At 49.8% G+C, this 22,085-nt stretch carries 19 protein-coding genes and 1 pseudogene; 13 read left to right on the top strand and 7 right to left on the bottom strand.

Going from position 1 to position 22,085, the window contains the following annotated elements; translation table 11 throughout:
• Positions 1 to 76: 76 nt before the first annotated feature.
• The 5 genes from DXA36_RS31640 to DXA36_RS31620 all read left to right on the top strand — a co-directional run bounded on the left by DXA36_RS31640 (position 77) and on the right by DXA36_RS31620 (position 4,192).
• Complete coding sequence (locus DXA36_RS31640; RefSeq protein WP_118683451.1) at positions 77 to 1,018, top strand: DUF4097 family beta strand repeat-containing protein; 942 nt, start codon at positions 77 to 79, stop codon at positions 1,016 to 1,018.
• 9 nt (positions 1,019 to 1,027) lie between these two features.
• Complete coding sequence (locus DXA36_RS34485) at positions 1,028 to 1,555, top strand: PspC domain-containing protein (RefSeq protein ID WP_330425135.1); 528 nt, start codon at positions 1,028 to 1,030, stop codon at positions 1,553 to 1,555.
• Positions 1,556 to 1,578: 23 nt separating this feature from the next.
• Positions 1,579 to 2,085, top strand: coding sequence for a flavin reductase (locus DXA36_RS31630; RefSeq protein ID WP_118683450.1), 507 nt, complete (start codon positions 1,579 to 1,581; stop codon positions 2,083 to 2,085).
• Between the two features lie 214 nt (positions 2,086 to 2,299).
• On the top strand, positions 2,300 to 3,424 hold the full coding sequence (locus tag DXA36_RS31625; protein WP_118683448.1) for a sensor histidine kinase: 1,125 nt from the start codon (positions 2,300 to 2,302) through the stop codon (positions 3,422 to 3,424).
• A 48-nt stretch (positions 3,425 to 3,472) separates the two neighbouring features.
• Entirely contained in the window at positions 3,473 to 4,192 is a 720-nt protein-coding gene (locus DXA36_RS31620) for a response regulator (RefSeq protein ID WP_118683446.1), read from the top strand.
• Here the strand turns inward: DXA36_RS31620 and DXA36_RS31615 are convergent.
• From DXA36_RS31615 to pdxS, 5 genes are all read right to left on the bottom strand, one after another.
• Positions 4,177 to 5,433: a DUF4317 domain-containing protein gene (locus tag DXA36_RS31615; protein WP_118683444.1), complete on the bottom strand. Its 1,257-nt coding sequence runs from the start codon at positions 5,431 to 5,433 to the stop codon at positions 4,177 to 4,179. The genes DXA36_RS31620 and DXA36_RS31615 overlap by 16 nt on opposite strands.
• Positions 5,434 to 5,545: 112 nt before the next feature.
• Positions 5,546 to 6,460, bottom strand: coding sequence for a pyridoxamine kinase (locus DXA36_RS31610; RefSeq protein ID WP_118683442.1), 915 nt, complete (start codon positions 6,458 to 6,460; stop codon positions 5,546 to 5,548).
• Between the two features lie 301 nt (positions 6,461 to 6,761).
• On the bottom strand, positions 6,762 to 7,364 hold the full coding sequence (locus tag DXA36_RS31605) for an ECF transporter S component (protein WP_182479346.1): 603 nt from the start codon (positions 7,362 to 7,364) through the stop codon (positions 6,762 to 6,764).
• 22 nt (positions 7,365 to 7,386) lie between these two features.
• Complete coding sequence (pdxT, locus tag DXA36_RS31600; RefSeq protein ID WP_118683455.1) at positions 7,387 to 8,013, bottom strand: pyridoxal 5'-phosphate synthase glutaminase subunit PdxT; 627 nt, start codon at positions 8,011 to 8,013, stop codon at positions 7,387 to 7,389.
• A 30-nt stretch (positions 8,014 to 8,043) separates the two neighbouring features.
• Entirely contained in the window at positions 8,044 to 8,919 is an 876-nt protein-coding gene (pdxS, locus tag DXA36_RS31595) for a pyridoxal 5'-phosphate synthase lyase subunit PdxS (RefSeq protein ID WP_118683438.1), read from the bottom strand.
• Positions 8,920 to 9,242: 323 nt separating this feature from the next.
• Between pdxS and DXA36_RS31590 the strand changes: the two genes are divergently transcribed.
• Positions 9,243 to 10,304, top strand: coding sequence for a hypothetical protein (locus tag DXA36_RS31590; RefSeq protein ID WP_147366670.1), 1,062 nt, complete (start codon positions 9,243 to 9,245; stop codon positions 10,302 to 10,304).
• A gap of 58 nt (positions 10,305 to 10,362) precedes the next feature.
• A complete protein-coding gene (locus DXA36_RS31585) occupies positions 10,363 to 11,058 on the top strand; it encodes a metallophosphoesterase family protein (protein WP_118683434.1) in 696 nt (231 codons plus the stop codon).
• 339 nt (positions 11,059 to 11,397) lie between these two features.
• On the opposite strand, the gene DXA36_RS31580 is transcribed toward DXA36_RS31585, so the two are convergent.
• Positions 11,398 to 12,441, bottom strand: coding sequence for a ribonucleotide-diphosphate reductase subunit beta (locus DXA36_RS31580; protein ID WP_118683453.1), 1,044 nt, complete (start codon positions 12,439 to 12,441; stop codon positions 11,398 to 11,400).
• A gap of 139 nt (positions 12,442 to 12,580) precedes the next feature.
• Entirely contained in the window at positions 12,581 to 15,097 is a 2,517-nt protein-coding gene (locus DXA36_RS31575) for a ribonucleoside-diphosphate reductase subunit alpha (RefSeq protein WP_118683432.1), read from the bottom strand.
• A gap of 577 nt (positions 15,098 to 15,674) precedes the next feature.
• Between DXA36_RS31575 and DXA36_RS31565 the strand changes: the two genes are divergently transcribed.
• The 6 genes and pseudogenes from DXA36_RS31565 to DXA36_RS31540 all read left to right on the top strand — a co-directional run.
• On the top strand, positions 15,675 to 16,136 hold the full coding sequence (locus tag DXA36_RS31565) for a MarR family winged helix-turn-helix transcriptional regulator (protein WP_182479345.1): 462 nt from the start codon (positions 15,675 to 15,677) through the stop codon (positions 16,134 to 16,136).
• Positions 16,136 to 17,872: an ABC transporter ATP-binding protein gene (locus DXA36_RS31560; RefSeq protein ID WP_118683426.1), complete on the top strand. Its 1,737-nt coding sequence runs from the start codon at positions 16,136 to 16,138 to the stop codon at positions 17,870 to 17,872. The genes DXA36_RS31565 and DXA36_RS31560 overlap by 1 nt, the downstream gene beginning before the upstream one ends.
• Positions 17,869 to 19,746 carry an ABC transporter ATP-binding protein gene (locus DXA36_RS31555; protein ID WP_118683424.1) on the top strand — a complete coding sequence of 626 codons (1,878 nt, stop codon included), beginning with the start codon at positions 17,869 to 17,871 and terminating at the stop codon, positions 19,744 to 19,746. Before DXA36_RS31560 ends, DXA36_RS31555 begins: the two co-directional genes overlap by 4 nt.
• A 49-nt stretch (positions 19,747 to 19,795) precedes the next feature.
• Positions 19,796 to 20,014, top strand: a complete 219-nt coding sequence (locus DXA36_RS31550) for a hypothetical protein (protein ID WP_118683422.1) — start codon at positions 19,796 to 19,798, stop codon at positions 20,012 to 20,014.
• A gap of 4 nt (positions 20,015 to 20,018) precedes the next feature.
• A complete protein-coding gene (locus tag DXA36_RS31545) occupies positions 20,019 to 21,656 on the top strand; it encodes a glycosyltransferase family 39 protein (protein ID WP_118683420.1) in 1,638 nt (545 codons plus the stop codon).
• Between the two features lie 244 nt (positions 21,657 to 21,900).
• Positions 21,901 to 22,085, top strand: a pseudogene (locus DXA36_RS31540) (hypothetical protein); the annotation flags it as partial.

Below are 22,085 nucleotides of genomic sequence, written 5' to 3'. Positions count from 1 at the left end.
CTTGGAAATACAAGGTTTTTAATAAAAAACGGGGTGTCAGACTTGACACTACCGGTATGAGAATGGAGGAAAGAAAATGAATAAATTTTTAAAAATTACTCTTCTGGCCGCACTGGTAATGGTGCTGCTGGGTGCGGTGCTTGGGCTGGCAGGAAGAGCGGCAGGCGGCAGACGCCAGGTAGACGATATGTATTATAATAATGAGCTTAGTTTCCCTTTTGAACGATATAATAATTGGGAGATGACAGACTGGGAGATAACGGATGAAGACAGTATCAGTTTCAGCAACAGCCATCCGATACAGGGGAAAGATTTTCAGGCAGATATTGCCTATGCAGCGAATAAGAACTCTATAACAGGGCTGAATCTGGAATTGGGCGGTGTCGGTTTTTATATCATGGAATCCGCAAACGGAGATATCCGTCTGGAGGCCGATAATGTAAAAAAAGCACAGTACTATGTGGAAGAAGGCACTCTTTATATCAAAGCGCTGGATAACCGGAGTAAAAGCCATTACAATGATTTGGCAACAAGGATTTACTTGTATCTTCCTGCAAATATTTCTTTTTCAGATGTTGATGTGGACCTGGGGGCAGGAGAAGCGGATCTTTCCGGTTTTATCACGGAAGAATTCAACTGTGATGTGGGAGCCGGCAGCCTGAGTGTTACGGGAGTCGGCGCGGAAGAGGCTAATTTCAACCTGGGTATGGGTGAACTGTATTTTTATGAGATGAATGTCAACAATATGTATTTTGAGGTTGGAATGGGAAGCATGGATTACGATGGCGCCATCACCGGCGATGTAACAGGCGACTGTGGCATGGGAACCGTGTACATGTATCTTGATGGTAAAGAGAGCGACCATAACTATCAGCTTGAGACCTCCATGGGCAGCATGTCAATCGGAGACAATGAATTTGCAGGCATGGCATCGGAAAGAACGATGAATTATGGCGCTGACAGTGATTTTGATTTAACCTGTTCTATGGGAAGTATGGAAATTTACTTTACAAATTAGAGCGGATAGTTGATAATAAAGATATGGACCGGCCTTGAACAGGCGGAAAGTGAGGATAATATGGACGGATATAATAACAATGAAAATAAAACACAGGAAGCACAGAATGAGAATACCCGGAATCAGAATTCGGGACAGTTTGGCAGCAATGGAGAAAACGATAACTCCTTTAACAATAATGGAACCTATCAGGGAAATGACTGGCAGAATGGCGGTTTTAACAACAGCTACAGTAATGCGGGCCAGGGAAACGGCAGCTATGATAACAGCTATGGCGGCTATGGCAATAACAGCTATTCCAATAACAATGGTTACGGCGGCGGCTATAGTGACAACGGCCGTCAGGCCGGAAGGCGTCTGAGAAGATCGGCAACCAACAGGATGGTCTGCGGTGTGTGTGCCGGTATTGCCGAATATTTCAACTGGGATCCGACTATCATCCGGATTATCTGGGTAGCCGCCAGTATCTTTTTAGGAGCCGGCTTCCTGGGAGTGATCGCATACTTTATTGTGGCCGTAATTATGCCGGAGAGGTAAGGACAGACAGGAGGTAAAGAAGCATGTGGGACAAAATCAAACCCGAAGAAATGACCGACAATGTATTTCGTTTAATGAATGAGGATTGGATGCTTGTGGCTGCGGAGAACGCGGGTAAGGTGAATGCCATGACCGCCAGCTGGGGCGGACTGGGTATCCTCTGGGGAAAAAGAGTAGCCTTTGTTTTTGTAAGGCCCCAGCGTTATACCAAAGAATTCATTGACAACAACGAAAAGCTCTCCCTCAGCTTTTTCGATGACAGCAGCCGGAAAATGCTGAATTATATGGGAACGGTTTCCGGACGGGATGAGGATAAAATCGCTGCAAACGGCCTGCATGTGGAAATGGTCAACAGTGCCCCGGTATTCAAAGAAAGCCGCATGGCCCTGATTTGCCGGAAGCTTTATGAGCAGCCTATGACGGAAGAAAGCTTTTTGGACAAAGGGCTGGTGGAACAGTATTTCGGGGAAAAGGATTTCCATACCATGTACGTGGTGGAAATTGAGAAAATCCTGGTACAGAACCAATAAATAGTAGTAAGATCAAGGCGGAAGACCGGAAACAGTCCAGGGAATGGACGTTCCGGTTTTCGCTTTTTCCGGTTTCACCCACTTTGCTGCTGTGTCCTGCCCCTTGTGCCCTGCGGCATCCTGCTCCCCCTCCCGGCATCGTTGACAAAGGGGCATGGCTGAACGTATAATTACAGGAAGTGGATAAAGTCATGTGCGGGCGGAGAGGACAGACATGGAAAAGGATAGTGTCGGACAGAAAAGGAAAAGCAGGCTCACGGATGAAATATACAAATGTACAGGGAAAGACGTATGTATAACCTTCGGTATACTTTTGGTTGCAACAATAGTGGCTTTTGTGTATTACCGGATATCTGCCAGTAATATTAATGTAATTATGTTTTATACACTCGCCCTGCTTTTTATTTCCCGGCAGACAAGCGGGTATCTGCCGGGGATTGCGGCGGCCATGATAAGCGTGGTGTGCGTGAATTATCTTTTTACGTATCCTTACTGGCAAATCAATTTTACCCTGGACGGCTATCCGGTGACCTTTATCTGTATGCTGGTGGTTTCCGTTATAACCAGTGCATCCGCATCTCATATGAAGCAGCAGTCCCGAATCCTGGCGGATCGGGAGAAGAAGCTGGCGGAGGCGGAGAAGGAAAAGATGAGGGCTAACCTGCTCAGGGCGGTGTCACATGATCTGAGGACGCCTTTGACAGGGATTATCGGTGCCAGCAGCTCTTATCTGGAGAATGAGGATAAGCTGGATCCGGATGAAAAAAGGGCTATGGTCCAGCATATAGGGGAGGATGCCAACTGGCTTCTGAATATGGTGGAAAACCTTCTGACCGTCACCAGGATTCGTAATGATTCAGCCAGTGTGAATAAGTCACTTGAACCGGTGGAGGAGGTTATGTCGGAAGCGGTCTTCCGGCTGAAAAAGCGGATCCCGGATGCGAGGATCAAAGTCCTTCTGCCGGAGGAATTTGTGATGATACCAATGGATGCCACTTTAATTGAACAGGTTCTGGTGAATCTGCTGGAAAATGCGGTGTTTCATGCGGGAAGCGTGGATCCAATTGAATGCCGGGCAGAGATAGGGAAGGACAATGTCACTTTTCTGGTGACCGACCAGGGAGTGGGAATCCCGGAAGACAAGCTGAAAACGATTTTTGACGGTACCGGGCAGACGGAAAACAGCAGCTCGGACGGACATAAAGGGATGGGCATCGGGCTGTCGATATGCAAAACGATCATAACGGCGCATGGAGGCACCATAAGCGCGCGTAATCTCGGGCACGGGGCACAATTTGCATTCACACTGCCCAGAGGCAGGATGGACAACGAACAATAATGGTAAGCGTACAGCTTGAGCGGTTACCAATAACGGAGGAAATACGGCATGCAGGCGAAGGTAACAATTCTTATTATCGAGGATGAAAAAAATATCTGCGAATTTATTGCGACAACGTTAAAGGCACAAGGATATAAAGCGATCACCACAGCGCTCGGCAGAGACGGCCTTTCTTTGATAGCTTCCCAATGTCCGGAGCTGATTCTACTGGATCTGGGGCTGCCGGATATCGACGGTATGGAAGTGATCAAGCAGGTGCGTTCCTATTCCGCCATCCCTATTATTGTTATATCTGCCAGGACGCAGGAGAAGGAAAAGGTTATGGCGCTGGATTTGGGGGCGGATGATTATATTACCAAGCCCTTCGGATCCAATGAACTGCTTGCCAGAATCCGTACTGCCCTGCGGCACGGCAACCGGCCGGCGGGCGGAGGGGCCGCCGTTGACAGGCCTTATAAAGCAAAAGGGCTTGTCATTGATTTTGACAAGCGCCTTGTTACTGTAGATGGAGAAAGTGTTCATCTGACCCAGGTGGAATTTAAAATCGTATCCTGTCTCGCAAGGAATTCAGGAAGGGTTATTACCTATGATTCTCTGATATCCCACGTATGGGGCCCCTATGCGGATGACAATAACCGGATCCTGCGGGTAAATATGGCCAATATCCGCAGAAAGCTGGAAAAAAATCCCGCAGAACCTCAGTTTATCCTTACGGAAATCGGTGTGGGCTACCGTATGGCAGAGGATGAAAATCAGGAAAATGAATAACCGTCATCTTCAGGGGATGCAGCGGGGGCGGAAGCAGGAATGGCCTCTTGCGTATCCTCATAAGAAGGCTGGGAACCGGAAACCTCATCGGGAGCCGGTTCCTCTTCGTGTGTGGGGGCAATCGTCCTGACATTGACGCCGTTTACTTCAATATGATCGTTTACCGTTATTACAAGACATTCTTTTCCGTCAATAACCCTGGTTTCAATCAAATCCGTGCGTTCAGGATTTACCTTGATCACTACGTCAGGGGTTTCTATGTTGAATTTCCTGCTGCTTGCGATATTGGTAGCAAGCAGGGAAGCTTTTTCCCCGGCGGCAGCTTCAAAGGTCTGATCGAAGGTTTCCAGTTTCTCTTCAGGCACGCCGCTCAGCTCAAACAGGCGTTTTACATCCGGTTTGGTCAGTACCAGCGGATCCGGGGAATCTTTGGTTTCTTCCACCATTTCGGTAAGATGTTCATGAATATTTTTTACAACCTCATAATCACAGTCCTCCCCCAGCGTGTCGGAAATCAGATAATTAAAGGTTTCCTTCTGGCTGTCGGCGGTGAGCGGCAGGAAGCAGCCGAACAAGGCTTCGATGAATTCCGGCTGCAGCTCTTCCGCCGATTTGGAAAAATACAGCATGGAATGGATGTCGCTGTTTCTGTCGTTAAAAGCCGGGAAAAGGAACCCTTTTACCGGAGGATCCACTACCCAGTCACGGATTCGGTTTTCAATTGTGTTGGTTTCCGCATTGTAAAAAAGGCCTGGTTTTGACAGCTTGACCGGGCAGAGGCTGCAAAGCAGATATTCGTAAACATCTTCGGAGGCGTCGAACATTTCCGAACCGTCGGTGGATTTACCGGGAATATCATAGGCCACATGAATGAGGATTATATAATAATTTTCCGGGAAATAATAGTTTTCTATGATTTTCTGGTAAAATTCCTCGAGAAGTGCATCATCCTGCAGCTTACTGTCGCGCAGCTTCAGCAGGAATTCCTGGGGGCCGCCCGGATTTTCCGAATCCAGAGGAAACTCCAGATTGAGCAGGTTCTTTCCCAGGGTCCCGGAAAGGGTCTGCTTGAAAAGATTAAAATATTTAAAGGTTTCTTCTTCCGGGAGGGAAAGAAAGGCTTCTTTCAGCTCCGTTTTGATGTTTTTTTCCCCGTCCACGTAACAGCCGCAGATTCGGGTGATGGAGCATTTCTCATGGGTATATTGTTTCCGGATTTCCAGGACTTCTTTTTTATTCATTACGTTACCTCTTTTCTCTGTTTTTCAGTTATTCAAACTTCGCATGTCCCGGCCGGCCTGCCGTCCGCTGCCGGAGGGGTATCCCCGGGACTGGAACCGATAAAATCATTGCTCAGGTGAGCAGATACAGGAAATTTTCAAAACAGACACCCTGTTCCCTGGGGATATGCAGCGTTGCGGAAGCCTGTGTACAGGTGCGCACAAAGCCGGCGGCCTTTTCCACCGACTGGAAAAAATCGACGCCGTTGACAGCATCCGCAGCGATAACGGAGGCGAAGATATCTCCGGTGCCCGGCCGGGATTCTCCGGCGATGTGCATACGGCAATAGCCGTGGCGGTAGCCGTTGCTATTGCCCTCTTCCTGTTTTATGGAAATAAAATTAACGAATTCGCCTTCCTCCTGCATACCGGTTATTACGATTTTTGCAGGACCCATGGCATGGAGCTGTTCGGTGAGGGACGTCAGTTCCTCCGTGGACCAGCCGGTATCCCGGTAGCCGGCACCGGTAAGAAGGCAGGCTTCCGTAATATTGGGTGTGATGATATCCGCCATGGACAGCAGTTCCTTCATTTCCGAACAGTGACGGGAAGTGACCGTGCGGTAGGCTTTTCCGTGATCACCCATCACCGGATCCAGGATGACAACGGGGGACATGGCCGTGGAGCATGCGGAACCGGCGCCGTTTCTGCGCTGGGAGGCCAGAAAGTCTCTGACAATATCGATTTGGGCCACACTGCCCAGAAAACCACAGTAGATACCGTCAAAGGACAGACCAAGCTCCCGCCATTTTTCCAGGTAATCCGGCAGAATCGCGGTACAGTCATGCATAAAATGTACCGGAAAACCGGTATGATTGGAAAAGAGGGAAGTAGGAACCGGGCATACTTGTATTCCCATGGAACTAATAATAGGAAGGGATACGGTGGTGGAGCACCGGCCGTAGCCTGCGATATCATTGATCATGGCGATTTTGGGAGGAATCCGGCAGGTTGTCCGGGACTTGTCCGATAAGGATTGTTCTGTCATGGAGTGCGTTTCCTTTTCTTATGAAATATAGGGGCCGGTGCCTTTCTGGCAACCGGCAGAATCCGTCCGGCCGCCGGCAGATGGCCGGGCCGGGATTCCATAAGACTTATTATAACAAAAACAACGGCAATCCGGCTAGCGGAATGTCGCTGTTTTTTTACAATGTTTTCTGTAATTTTCTGGTAACAGTTCAGACGGCCCTTTGTGACTTTTTGTATTACTTACTCAAACTTCGCAGGAGCAAAATGGCCTTCCGCTCTGCCAGCGGGCGGAAGGCCATTTTGCTCCTGCGAAGTTTGAGTTACTTATTTGCACACCCTTTTGTTCCCAGGCGGAAGAACAGACCGGCCTTTTGCAGGGCGGGACGGAGTGCCATGTACACGGCAACGGAGACGATGGTTGATAAAACGGCATTGATAGAGGTGGAAGCGATGTTCCAGGCCAGCGTAATATCGGCGGCAGGCTTACCAAGAATGAGAAGCTTATAAAAATAGCCAACGAGAGGATCCGCCACCATATTGAAAGCGAGCCCGCCTATCGCGGCGAGAAGTGTCCACTGGAATAACTTCTTTTTATCGTTTGTCTGGGTGATTTTACCGCATTTATGGGCGATAAAACCGGTAATCAGCCCGATGCAGAGTTTAAGCACAAAGGTTTTGGGGGCGTAGACCACATAAACCGGATCAAAAATATCCCCGATGGTCATGCCCAGGGCGCCTCCGATGCCCCCATACAGACCGCCCAGTATCAGGGCGCCCAGGACACAGACGGCATTTCCCAGATGGATAGAGGTGGCGTCACCTCCGGGCAGCGTGATTTTGATTTGCAGGAACGTGAATACCACATAGGACAGCGCAGCAAAGACACCGGTCATTACCAGCTTCTGGACTTTTTCATTTCTCATATTGATTTCCTCCTCATAATGGTTATACGGGCTTTCCTTCCGAAGGGAAGGCTGCGTTTTCAGCCATACGCAGAAAATAGGAATGTACCGCGGGATTGCCGCTTAATTCCGGATGAAAAGACATGGCGAGCTGGTTCCGGTATCGCACGGCGGCGGGATATTCCCGCAGGATGCCGCCGGGTTTATCCATCTGGCAGGTCATTGCCAGTACCTCGGTTTCGCCGGCTGAAACAATCAGCGGGGCCCGGATAAAGGTCATGGGAAAAGGCCCGATTCCCTGAAAAGATGCCATTTCCTGAAAGCTTCCCAGCTGCCGCCCGTACGCATTCCGGCGGACCGTAACAGGAAGCGTGCCGAAACAGGGCGGCGTTTTGTCTTCTTTTTCCCGTGCCAGCAATATCAGGCCTGCACAGGTGGCAAGGACGGGAAGTCCTTTTTCCAGCATTCCCCGGATGGGGGAAAACAACCCGGAATCCCGGAGCAGTTTTTCCATGACTGTACTTTCCCCTCCGGGAAGCACAAGTCCGTCTGGCGGACCGGAATCCAAATCTTTAATCTGACGGATTTCAAAACACGTTGCACCCAGGCTCTCCAGCATGATTTTATGCTCTGCAAATGCCCCCTGGAGGGCGAGAATACCAATTCTCATTTCCGTTTCCGATAGTGTCGTTCCCGGCATTTATTTTCCCCTTTCCGCCATCAAAAGGGCGATTTCCGATTCGTTGATCCCTATCATGGCTTCGCCCAAACCGGCAGACAATTCGGCAAGAAGTGCGGGATCCTGGTAATTGGTGACGGCCTTTACAATGGCCTCCGCCCGTTTTGCGGGATTTCCGGATTTAAAAATGCCGGAGCCTACAAAAACGCCTTCCGCCCCGAGCTGCATCATCAGGGCGGCGTCCGCCGGAGTGGCTATGCCGCCGGCGGCAAAGTTTACCACGGGAAGTCTCCTGTTGTCATGGACATAACGGAGAAGGGAAAGGGGAACCTGAAGCTCTTTGGCCGCTTCAAAAAGTTCATCCGGGCGAAGGGAAGCCACACGGGCGATTTCGCTGTTCATCCTGCGCATATGGCGCACGGCCTGGACGATGTCCCCGGTACCTGGCTCCCCCTTGGTACGGATCATGGAAGCCCCTTCTCCGATCCGCCTTAACGCCTCACCCAAGTCCCTTGCGCCGCAGACAAAAGGAACCCGGAAGCCGGTTTTGTCGATGTGGTATCTATCATCGGCGGGGGAAAGCACTTCACTTTCATCAATATAATCAATTTCAATGGCTTCCAGTATCTGTGCTTCCGCGAAATGGCCGATACGGCATTTCGCCATGACCGGAATGGTTACCGCTTCCTGGATGCCCCGGATCATCTCCGGATCACTCATGCGGGATACGCCGCCGGCCGCCCGTATATCTGCCGGAATCCGTTCCAGCGCCATGACAGCGCAGGCACCGGCTTCCTGGGCAATACGCGCCTGCTCCGGTGTGGTGACGTCCATGATAACGCCGCCTTTAAGCATTTGGGCCAGTTCTTTATTCAATTCATATCTGTTATTTTCCATTATCATGTCCTCCGGTTATAAATAGTCTGTGCCGGAACGTCCGCGAAACGTAATCCGTATTTCGGTATATACTTGCATCTTATTATACATAAAAGTGGCATGATAAAAAGTGCCATTTTATATATTTTTAACCATGCCAGTTTGTGGGGATAAAAAGAGGAACAGTAAAACAATTGGAATTGTCGCCGCAACGTATTCTTGCGATCTGCACAGTAAAGGCGCAGACCTGGCTGAACGGTTATTAAAATTTCCTTAAAATCACGCCCTGCACATTGCTTCCCCGGACGGAAAAAGGTAAGATTAAACAGATCGGGAGGGAAATTATGACGACAGAGAAAAAGAAGGGAATAAAGAGGAGAAAAAACGGGGGGAAGCTGTGGATAGCGGTATCACTTATTGCTGTGATTCCGGCTTTAGCCTCCTGCAGCAGGGCGGAAGAAGGCCCCGCTGCTGTTCTGGAAAGTGCCATGGAAACAGGTGCGGACAAAGAAAGTCCGGAAGAAAACTTGAACTCCGGCACAGACAGTAACCCGGACGGACAGACGGCCGCCCCGGCGGAGCGGGTTTCACTGACCGAAGAAGAACTGCAGGGCTTCCGGGAGCTTTTAAACCAGACCGGCTATGGGAATTGTCTCACCTGCTATTATGAAGAGCCTGCGCAGATCAGTGTGTCGGAGATTTTTTACAGCCTCCACGGAATAGGAGAACCCGTATCGGAAGAAGAGGTCGCATCTCTCGGCTGGGAGGAAACCCTGGATGCGGTAAAATTCCCGGTGGACACAATGGAGCAATACCTCATGGAAAGATTCGGCATTACATTGGAGCAGGTGCAGAAGGAAGTACTGTTTGACTATCTGCCGGAATACAGGGCCTATTATCTGAATGCAGGCGATACTAACCTGGTAATGGCGGAATGCATATCCGGGACCAGATCGGAAGATATCATAAGGATTTTGTATACCACAGGCAATGAAGACGGACTTTGGGAGGTCAGCCTGCGGGAAAAAGAAGGCGGGTATCAGTTCCTTGCAAATGTGAACCGGTCGGCCGGGCATAACAGAGATTATGTGGAACAGGTGCTGGCTCAGAAAGACAGCCTGCAGCATGGGGAAAATGAGAATTATGATTTCTATTTCCGTCCGGAGAACGGAGAACTGGTCTGCGCGGAGGATAAACCCTCCGGAGGCTCCCCGTCGGTAAGGACCCTTTATTTTGAAAACGGGGAATGTACGGTGATCACTTTGTCGGGGGAAGATGCCTGGGCGGATGCCAGAGGGGCTTTTTGCAGTGCAAACGGGCGCTATATCGGGGCAACGCAGGGATATTACAAGGATATAGGGATTGGTGTCCTGGAGGAGTTTGAAGAGGCCAAAGGAAATTTTTAAGGACACGGATAAGGCGGCGGAACCGGCGGCTGTGAAGGATAGCGGAAAGGAGTAGGAAATGCGGGCTGCGGTTATTTCAGATACCCATAACCTGCTGCGGCAGGAAGTATCAGACCTGATAGAAACCTGTGATGTCATTTTGCATGCAGGGGATGTAAATACGCAGATACTGGCGGAACAGCTGGAAAAGAGAAAACCGTTATACATGGTGCGGGGAAACAACGATGGGGAATGGGCGGCCGGCGTGCCGGAAACCCTTTCATTTGAACTGGAAGGGGTATCTTTTTATATGATACACAACAGAAGGGAGATACCGGAAGGGAGAGGGAATGCCGATGTGGTTATATACGGCCATACCCATAATTATTCCTGCCGGCAGGAGGAGAACACTCTGTGGCTTAACCCGGGAAGCTGCGGAAAACGGCGGTTTACCCTGCCGGTTACCATGGCGGTGCTGGAGCTTCATAACGGCGGCGTTGAGGTGGAGCGGATTGATCTGATACCGGCAGATTGTAAAGACCGGAGTAAGAAAGAGGCGGTGCTGGAGGACTTATATGGCATGGACAGAGCTGTTGCCGTTAAAAGGATCGTCAAGGGAATGGACAGAGGGGAAACTGTCCGGGTAATGGCTGAAAAATGGAGGCTGCCTGAGAAATTTGTGGAGCAGGTGTGCCGTATTCGTGTAACCCATCCCGGAGTTACGGCTGCGGGGATTTTAGATAAAATGGAAGCAAATGCTGCCATAAAAAAATGAGAAGAATAGAAGAGATGATAATGGCGTAACCTTTTAAAAAATATAACTATAGTGTGCGGGCGGATGGGGAAATAATAGGAAAGTTTTAAGAAATCAGTTCGCCGGATGTTTTGGAATAAATGCATGGCCTGTTAAATGGAGCTATTCGAACAGAGGGACCGGAAATGACGGGAGCACGGAGGCGGGTATGAGCTTTGAAAGCCTGGAATTATCCCATGAAGGTTTTAACCGGGAGAAATAGAAAACCAGAAATGCCGTACCAGCATGGAGTTTGATTGCCGGTACGGCATTTTAAAGAGCTCTTTCAGGGTACGGCGTTTTGCGGAGCGGGTTCTCTATTTACAGATCATCCACCAAAGCCGTGCTCTTGGCATAGGCGGTACTTTTTGCTTCAAAAAAGTCGGTTTTTACCATATTGGCATTGGAATACTGGCTGACCCAGGCCATGCTTTCCGGTTCGGCTGTGTGTTCCGGATAAAGAGGCTCATACCCCAGGCTGGTCCAGCGCAGGTTACCCAGGTAATGGATATAGTCGGATACCATATCCCGGGTAAGGCCGGGAATGTTATTCCCGATGCAGTAATGGCCCCAGTCGATTTCCTGACGTACGCCTTCCAGGAGCATTTCCTTCAGTTCCGTGATCGTTTCCGGGGTGAAAAGCTGGGGTTCTTCCTTCTGCAGCTCCAGGATGATGTTGCGGAAAAGCCATAAATGAGTGTTCTCATCCCGGTTGATATAGCGGATTTCCTGGGCGGAACCGGGCATTTTGCCGTTACGGCTCAGGTTATAGAAGAACATGAAGCCGCTGTAAAAATAAATGCCTTCCAGAATGAAGTTCGCCATCATCACCTTGAGCAGGGTGACGGGATCCTTATGCTCCTGAAATTCATTATAGCAGTTTCCGATAAAGGTGTTTCTGCGCAGAAGGTGTTCGTCATCCTTCCATTGGTACAGAATGGCGTTGCGCTGCGTCGGGCTGCATATGGTATCCAGCATATAACTGTAGCTCTGGCTGTGTACACATTCCTGGAAGGTCTGGATGGACAGACAAAGGTTCACTTCATTGGCTGTCACATATTCCCCGATGTGGGGCAGGTTAGCCGTCTGGATGGAATCCAGAAAAACAAGGAAGCTTAAAATTTTGTCATAAGCGGTCCGTTCCGCCGGCAAAAGCCTCGGATAGTCCTTAACATCGGCGGAGAGGTTGATTTCCTCCGGTATCCAGAAATTGTTCATAGCCTGACGGTACCAGTCACTCACCCAGGGATAACGCATATTATTAAAATCATTCAGGTTTGTGGTATTTCCGTTTATCATACGGCGCAGACGTACATCCGTATCCCCTTCGGGGTTAAAAAGCGGTTTCTTTTTCAGTTTATTCATTTCTTCGTATCCTTTCCGTGTATATTCCGCAATGTATTTGATGGTCTGGTTTGCAGCTGGAAGGAGGCTGCCATGCGGCCCGCCCGCAGTGTCCTGCGGCAACCCTTCCGAGGCCCTGCGGGCGGGCCGGATACTCACTTCAGGAGGAGCAGCTCTCGCATTCTTCCACTTCCAGAGATTTGCTTCTTATATAATAGATGGTTTTGACGCCGCATTCCCATGCCTCAATATAGAGGGAAAGAACCTGGCGCAGGGTATAATCGTTAGTGATATACAGATTCATGCTCTGCGCCTGGTCAATATGACGCTGACGCACGCCGCAGGCGCGCACACTCATACTCTGGTCAATGAGATGGGCGTTTTTATAGTACCAGTAGGTTTTCATGGAAAGCTCCGGGGCTACCCTGGGAAGCATGAAGCCTTTCTTTTCTTCTAAGAAAAAGCGTTTCATGATGGGGTCAAGCCCGGCGGTGGTGCCGGAGAGGATACTGGTGCTGCTGGTGGGAGCCACGGCAAGAAGATAGGCATTGCGCATTCCCTGGGAAGCGACCTTTTCCCTCAGCTCCTTCCAGGCCGGGGAAAGATATCCCCGTTTCTCAAAATAAGCGCCGGTCTGCCAGTCGCTGCCTTCAAAGTATTCATAGCTGCCTTTTTCTGCCGCAAGAGAAGAACTGGCGGCAATGGCGGCGCGGTTAATCCGTTCAAAGACATCGTCCGCAAAGGATAAATGGTTTTCATTTTCCCAGGGGATCTGATGTCTGGCAAGCATATGATGATAGCCGCTCACGCCCAGGCCTATGCTTCTGTAGCGGCGGTTGGTAAGCTTGGCGTAGGGAAGGGCATAGAAATTCAAATCAATGACATTGTCCAGTGCACGGACGGCGGTTGCCACTACATCGGAGAGATAAGCATCGTTTTCCACGGGAAGATTGCCCAGGGATAGGCTTGCCAGGTTGCAGACTACGAAATCACCGGGACGTGTGGTATTCACGACCACGGTATCCCCGTTTTCTGTACGTATTTCGGAGCTTACCGATTCGATGGGGGACATGTTCTGTGCGATTTCCGTACACAGATTGGAGCAGTAAATTATCCCTCTGTGGCCGTTGGGGTTGGCCCGGTTTACCGTATCCCTGTTAAACGTAAACGGCGTGCCGGTCTCAACGGCGGATTTCAGGATCAGGCGGACGATTTCCTTCAGGGATACCGCCCGTTTGGAAATACGGGAATCCCGGATACATTCCTGATACCGGATTTCCCATTCTTCCCCGTAATAGTCCTCCAGGGAGTAGCCTTTTACCGTGAGGATTTCATGAGGACACATCAGATGCCAGTCCTGGTTCAAATCCTCCTTTGCCATTTTCCAAAACAAATCGGGATAGCAGACCGCAGGAAAAATATCATGAGCCTTCATACGATCATCCCCGTTATTGGTGCGCAGCTGCAGAAATTCCGGTAAATCCCGGTGCCAGGCATCCAGATATACGGCGGCGGCGCCCTGGCGCATACCCAGCTGATCCACAGCAACAGCGGTATCGTTGACCAGCTTGATCCAGCGTATTACCCCGCCTGCCGCACCTTCGAAGCCGCGGATAGAACTTCCTGTGGCACGTACTTTTCCGAAGTAAAGCCCCATACCGCCGCCGAATTTGCTCACCTGGGCAAAATTATCCACACTCCGGTAGATGCCCTCCAGGCTGTCGGGAACGGTGTCGATAAAACAACTGGAAAGCTGGTGGTAGGGCTTGCGCGCATTGGAAAGGGTAGGAGTGGCCATAGTGACCTCCATGCGGCTTAAGCAGTCATAGAATTTCTTAACCCAGTTCATGCGGTTCTGCTTTTCCTTCATAGCCAGATGAAGGGCGATTCCCAAGTACATTTCCTGGGGCGTTTCCAGGAGGATATGGTTTTTAGTCCGTATGCAGTACCGTTTCAGCAGGAGATCCAGCCCGGCATAGGTGAACAGCCCGTCCCTTGTGTCATCCAGAAACAGGGATGCTTCTTCCAGTTCTTCCCTGCTGTATTGTTCCAGAATATAGCTTCCATACAGCTCCAAATCCGTAAGATAACGCAGCTTTTCATAAAAGCATGTAATTCTGGCCTCTTCCATGCGTGAGGCGATTGCCTTATGCGCCTGGTAATTCAAAAGCCTGGCGGCAATGAATTCCCAGCGGGGCGCTTCCTGGGTGGTGAGTTCCACGGCAGCCTTAATCAAAGCCGTAAGTTTTTCTTCCGTTTTCATTTCCGGTTTGCAGAACGTATTATATTTGGCAGAAAGATGAAGAAGGGAATATTCTTCACCGGGAAAATCCTTCTGTATGTTACGGAAAACAAACTCCAGTGCAGGATCGGAGGCGGCTTCGCACAGAGCGGCTCTGGCGTCTCTTAAAAGGGAACGTTTCTGGCGGTAAAGAATATAATTTTTGGCTTCTGTGAAAAAGCCCTGCTCCATCAGCGTCTGTTCCACCTGATCCTGGATCCCTTCCACGCTGGTGATGCTTTTGGCGGTAAGTTTTTCCTCTACGGATACAAGCAGATCCGCCATGACGGAAGGGGCGGGGTTACTCCCTGTGCTTTCAAATGCTTTTTTCATAGCGGTAATGATTTTCTGACCGTCATAATCTTCCTGACGGCCGTTGCGTTTCGTGATATCCATGTCTGTCTCCTTTTTCCGGGCCTTCAGAAATAAAAAAGGTATGGCAAAAAAAGCTGCCCGGATATGTATGATACTAAAGCTAGTATTAATTTTGCCGAATTGAATCTATTATATACTATATCTAGTTGTGTGGCAAGATGGGATCCCACAGAGGGGGACAGATAAAAATCCTGCGTACCCCCACAGCGTAACAAGCCGGATCTGTGCGGACTGTTACGTCTGGACGGTGAGCGCCTGGACCGGTCCGAACGGATTCTGTGAATGGCTGACGCATCGCATCCATGCTGTCATTATATCCATATGGCAATCGGGATAAACGTATCGGGCGGCTGTTGTTTTTCGGGGATGGCAGCCGGGGGAAACTATGGCGGCACCAACTTTTTTTATCTACACCCTGTTTCCTGCAGCGGCTTGACTTTCTGCGGCGGAATGATTAAAATAGTTAACTAGATAATAGTTAATGAAATTAAACATTAACCGATTAATTAATGAGGAAGCGAAAGGCAGTCCGGATTTACCTGGATGGTTTCAGACAACAAGAAAAAGGAGGAGCCGCCGCAGAGCGGCTGTAAAACATATGGATAGAAAGAAGCTTGCACATGATTCTATAATGAACTTCCGCAAGGCGGATACGATGCTGAGACGTTACCTGGACAGGAAAGTCTCCCACACAGGGGTTTACCCCACCCAGCACAGGCTTTTAATGGAGCTGGACAGTAATCCCAGCTGCTCCCAGGTGGAGCTGGCGGAGAAATTTGATGTTTCGGCGGCAGCTATTGCCGTTTCGCTGAAAAAACTGGAAAAAGGGGGATACATTACCAGGCTTGCCGATGAAAGTGATAACCGGATAAACCAGGTGAGTATTACGGAAAAAGGAAAAGAAGTCATCCGCAAAAGCATCCTGATTTTCAGGGAAACGGACCGATGCTTTTTTGCAGGCTTTACGGATGAAGAGGTGGCGCAGTTTCTTCATTTCATGGAGAGGGTATATAAAAATATGGCGGAGCAGAACTGCAGGCTGGATGAGGAGGAGCAATAATGAAACGGTATTTGAAATACATCAAGCCCTATTGGTATGCGTTTATCCTGGGGCCTGTTCTCATGATAACGGAGGTGGTGGGAGAGGTGGTCCTGCCTGCCTATATGGCTAAAATTATCAATATCGGAGCGGCCAACCGGGATGTCCCTTATATTGTGGGAACCGGGATCACCATGGTGATCATCGCTTTTATTATGATGGGAGGGGGAATCGGCGGCGCGTGGTTCGCTTCCAAGGCATCCATAAGCTTTGGCGCGGATCTGCGCAACGACTGCTTCCGAAAGGTACAGAAATTCTCCTTTACCAATATTGATACCTTTTCCACCGGTTCGCTGGTGACCAGGCTGACCAATGATATCACGCAGGTGCAGAATCTGATTATGATGGGACTTCGTATGATGCTGCGGGCGCCGGGAATGCTGATAGGGGCCATTATTATGGCATTTTCCATGAACGCCGGCCTTGCGCGGCTGTTTCTGGTGATCATGCCGATTATGATCGTTGTCATCACCATAATTATGCGCACCGCATTCCCGCGGTTTACCCTGATGCAGAAGAAGCTGGATAAGGTGAACTCCAATATTCAGGAAACCCTGCAGAACGTGCGGGTCATCAAATCCTTTGTGCGGGGGCGGTACGAGGAAGAGCGTTTTTCCGATGCGAACGAAGATCTGAAGGATTCCAGCCTGCGGGCGTTTAAAGTAGTGATTCTGCAGATGCCCCTCATGGCCTTTTTCATGAACGCCACTACCCTGCTTGTGGTATGGATGGGCGGAAAGCAGGTATTGGTGGGGGAAATGCCGGTGGGCAACCTGACGGCGTTTACGACATATATCGTGCAGGTGCTCATGTCCCTGATGATGCTGGCTATGGTGCTGCTTCAAAGCTCCCGTGCAATCGCCAGCGCCAGGCGTATTAATGAGGTGCTGGATACGGAAATCGATCTGACGGACGATGCGGCCGGAAAGAAGGACGCCCTGGTTCAGAAGGGAAAAATCGAATTCCGGGACGTTTCCTTCCGTTATTATAAGGACAGCCAGGAGAAGGTCCTGGACAACATAAATCTGACGATAGAGCCGGGGCAGACGATCGGTATCATAGGTTCCACGGGCTGCGGCAAAACCACGCTGGTGTCCATGATTCCCCGCCTTTATGATGCGGATGAGGGAAAGGTGCTGGTGGACGGTGTGGATGTCAGGGATTATTCGCTGAAAAACCTGCGTAATGGCGTGGGTATGGTACTTCAGAAAAACGTCCTTTTTTCCGGGACAATCGAAGAAAATCTGATGTGGGGAGATGAGGAGGCATCCGCACAGGAGGTGGCCGAGGCTTCTGCTGCCGCGCAGGCCGATGGTTTTCTCCGGACCTTTCCGGAGGGATATCAAACCCACCTGGGGCAGGGCGGGGTCAATGTATCCGGGGGACAGAAGCAGAGGCTCTGCATTGCCAGGGCACTGCTGAAAAAACCATGCATTCTGATACTGGACGACAGCACCAGTGCGGTGGATACCGCCACGGAAGCGAAGATCCGGGAAAGCTTCACAGGTACCCTGAAGGATACTACGAAACTGATCATTGCCCAGAGAATCACCTCCGTGATGGAAGCGGATAAAATCGTGGTAATGGATGAAGGGAAAATTGTGGGAATGGGAAGGCATCAGGAGCTGCTTGCAGACTGCGGCGCATACCAGGAAATCTATTATTCCCAGATGGATAAGGAGGTAAGCGCATCATGAAGGATGAAAGAAAAGAAGCGCTGATCCGGAAATATTCTTATGCCGCCCAGCAGGCACAGGCAAAGGAAGGAAAAGGGCCGGGAGGCCCGGGACCGGGACACGGGCCGGGCAGGGGCCGTATGCCGGGAGGGAAACCAAGGGATACGGGGAAAACAATAAAAAGGCTGCTTTCCTATATCCGGGAAGACAAATATAAGCTGGTTCTGGTATTTGCCTGCGTTATTATCAATACGGTATCCATGCTTGCCGGATCCTATATGCTGCGCCCCATTATAAACAGCCTGACATCATCGGAGGGCAGCGCGCAGAAGCTGCTTCATTCCCTGATGCTCATGGCTGGCATTTACCTGTTCGGTATTGCCGCCCAGTATCTGCAGGCCCGGATTATGATCGGAATATCCCAGCAGGCCATATTTAAAATAAGAAATGAGCTGTTTGCCAAAATACAGAAGCTGCCGGTGCGCTTTTATGATACGAATAATCATGGCGATATTATGAGCCGTTTTACCAACGATGTGGATGCGGTGGGGGAAATGCTCAACAATACCGTAGTACAGATAATTTCCAGTGTGATCAATGTGATAGGCACCTTCTGCCTGATGGTATATACCAATATCTGGCTGACTCTGATCACTGTGCTGATGGTTCCGGTCATGATGCAGGCAGCCCGCTTTGTCACCATGCGAAGCCGCCGGTTCTATAAAGCCCAGCAGGCGGCGCTGGGTACGCTGAACGGGTATATTGAAGAAACCGTGACCGGACAGAAGGTCGTCAAGGTTTTCTGTCATGAGGAAATCGCGGAGGAAGAATTCTCTTATCTGAATTACGATCTGCGGGATAAGCAGATCATGGCTCAGTTTTTCGGAGGCATTATGGGGCCTGTGGTAGGCAATTTGAGCCAGGTGGGATATTCCGTAACCGCCTGTGTGGGCGGAATCCTCTGTGTGCTCAGAGGCTTTGACATAGGAGGGCTCACTGTATTCGTGAACTATTCCAGACAGTTCAGCCGTCCTATCAATGAGCTTTCCATGCAGATGAATACCATTTTTTCCGCGCTGGCCGGTGCGGAACGTGTCTTTTCCATCATGGATGAGCAGCCGGAGCCGGAGGATGGTGCGTCCGCTGTGAAGCTGACAAACTGCAGAGGGTATGTACGCCTGGAGGATGTAACCTTTGGCTATAATCCCGGTAAGACCATATTGAAACATATATCCCTCTATGCAAAGCCGGGACAGAAAATCGCTTTTGTAGGCTCTACAGGAGCCGGTAAAACGACGATAACCAATCTCATAAACCGGTTTTATGACATAGATGAAGGCAGGATCACCATAGATGATACGGATATCCGGGATATCGCAAGGGACGACCTGCGCCGCAATATCGCCATGGTTCTTCAGGACACCCACTTGTTTACCGGCACAGTCCGGGAAAATATCCGGTACGGCAGGCTGGATGCCACCGACGATGAGGTGGAGCAGGCCGCGAGGACGGCAAGCGCCCATTCGTTTATCATGCGCCTGGATAAAGGGTATGATACGATGATTGAAGGAGACGGGGCGAACCTGAGCCAGGGACAAAGACAGCTGCTCAATATTGCCAGAGCGGCTATTTCCAGGGCACCTGTCCTGATCCTGGATGAAGCGACCAGCTCTGTGGATACCAGGACGGAAAAGCACATTGAAAAGGGGATGGATCGATTGATGGCGGAACGTACCACGCTGGTAATCGCCCATCGCCTTTCCACCGTCAGGAATGCCGACGCCATCATGGTCCTGGAACAGGGGGAAATCATAGAGCGGGGGACACATGAGGATCTGCTTGCCATGAAAGGCAGATACTATGAGCTGTATACGGGAAAGAGGGAACTGGATTAATAACAGAAGATATGATATAATTGCGCCGTAAAGCAGGTGAGGCCCGGCGATGAAGGGACGGAAAACGGATCCGGCGCCGACTGCGGCTAAGATGGAGGCCTGCTATTCTTATTTTATGAAGAAAATGGAAACCGTTCAGATTTGTCCGGACTGTAAGAGAAAATCAGTAAAAACGGGACAGAATAAGAAAAAAGGTAACTGGGAGTATACGAAACAGAATCAGAAAAAAGATAACTGGGAGTATGCGGAACAGTTACAAAAAGGATGATAACGTGGGAAGAAATACTGAAAAAAACGCGGCTGCACTGCTTAAGGAAAACGGCCTGTTCTGGTGCCTGTTCCTGGGAATGGGCATTTATTATATATGGCGCATGTTTTCCATTCCGCCCTGGTATGACGAGCTGTATACCTATGAAAACTTTATTGACAGAGGCATGATTTACTCCATGATCCATTGGCCGCTGCCCAATAACCATGTGTTTTTTTCGGCTCTTTCCGCTATTATAAATAAACTGGGGAACCCATATATCGGGCTGCGGGGCATTTCTTTTCTGGCTTCTATGGGAAGCCTGCTGCTTTTATACCGCATCCTGAAAAAAGGGATATCTTCCCGGATGGCGGCCGCAGGGACGGCTCTTTTTTCCGCAATGTACAATGTGGTGCAGCAGGCGGCCCAGGGACGGGGATATGCCCTTTCCGGCTTTTTTCTGCTTGCAGCGGCGAACTGTCTGTATGAGATCTGCATACCGGAAGACGGCACAGGAAAAAGCGGTAAGCGCTGTTTCCGGTATTATGCAGGCTTTGCCGCCTGTCTGACGGGGGGCTTATATACCATAGCCAGCAACCTGTACTGGGTGGTGCCCGTGTGTATGGCGGGAGGTCTGTACCTGCTGTTTTCAGGGGAATATAAAAGGCTGTTCCGCCTGGTGTGCGCTTCTTTAGCGGCGGCTGCGGTTACCTTTGGGCTTTATACAATTATCTGGCTGGCCATCGGCTCTAATTTTCTCGTAAAGGAGGAAACCAGCGCATTTTACGGCATGGGCCATTTCCAGGTGCTCAAAACAGCCCCTCTTGCCGCATTTTCCAGAGGTATGGAGGCCATGTTATCGGATCCCAATATCCAGAGTATTGACAGGAGCCGTTTTAACAGCGAATTTATCCTGTATCTCGAACGGGTGCTCAATCAGGTCTATCCCCGCGGCGGCCGTTTCCTGCTTTTCCTAATCGCTTTCGGACTGGTTCTGCTGCTTGCGCTAACGATACAAAGTTTTCTCAGAAAAAACAGGGCGGTGTTCTTTTTATCTTTGTATGTATTGGTACTTACCGCTATGGTTCCTGTATTTCTTGCCATACAGTGTGTTTTCCCTTATCTCCGGGTATTTACGTACATGGGAAGCGTCCTTGCCATGCTGTTTGTGCTGATGCCTTATGCGGTGTGGGGGATAGTGGCGCAGGTATTCCGAAACCAGACGGGAGGAAAGACGGAATCTTTCGCGGCACGCTTTAAAGCACCCGCCGCTTTTCTCTGTGCAATTGCCGCTTTTTTGCTGACAGTGGTGTGCTGCAGGCTGCCTGAATATAATGCAGGCTATGACAGCAGGGATAACCATATTTATGCCGCGCTGGAGCAGCTGGACGAAGAGAAGGTGGAGACGGTTCTGGTAGGGGATGTATACGCCCGGCAGAATCTGTATTTCCATATCCGGCGCTGCAGAGGTAAGGAATTGACCATGGATTATGAACAGCCTGATTATGTGCTGATGGATAAGATACAAACCGGCCCGGAGGGAGAAGGATTGGTCTGGCCCTATGAAATGAATACGGGGGATTTTCCCTGGGAGTGGATAGAAGGGCATATGGAAGTGGTGTTTGAGGATGACGCCTATATTGCCTATCAGGTGATGGAATAACAGGTTGGCATTTCAGTTGGCATTTAAAGGTAAATTTAATGTTGCAGAATTGATAAGAATATGCTAAAGTAAACATGAGCATAATTTTCTATGAATCCTGGCGTAAGCCGTCTTATTTCTATTCTCTATTCAGAAACTCTATGCTTACCATCCAAATGAAACAGGCAGGAGTTGCTGGACAGAAGCGGTTTACGCATATACTTTCAGACAGCTTCCTGCTCACAATTGCAGAAAGGAGCTGTCTATGGAAGAAAAACATTCCAGGGAAGTATACCCTTCCACGGAAGAAAAGGAACTGCATGTGGTGAGGAACCACAAGGATACGGTATTCCGTTTGCTGTATCAAAACAGGGAAAAACTGTTGGAACTATACAACGCACTGAACGGAACCGCTTATGAGGATTCCGGCGCTGTGGAAATCTGTACGCT

This window comes from Eisenbergiella sp. OF01-20, assembly GCF_003478085.1.
Taxonomy (GTDB): Bacteria; Bacillota; Clostridia; order Lachnospirales; family Lachnospiraceae; genus Eisenbergiella.
This window is presented reverse-complemented; position numbering and strand designations above follow the sequence as displayed.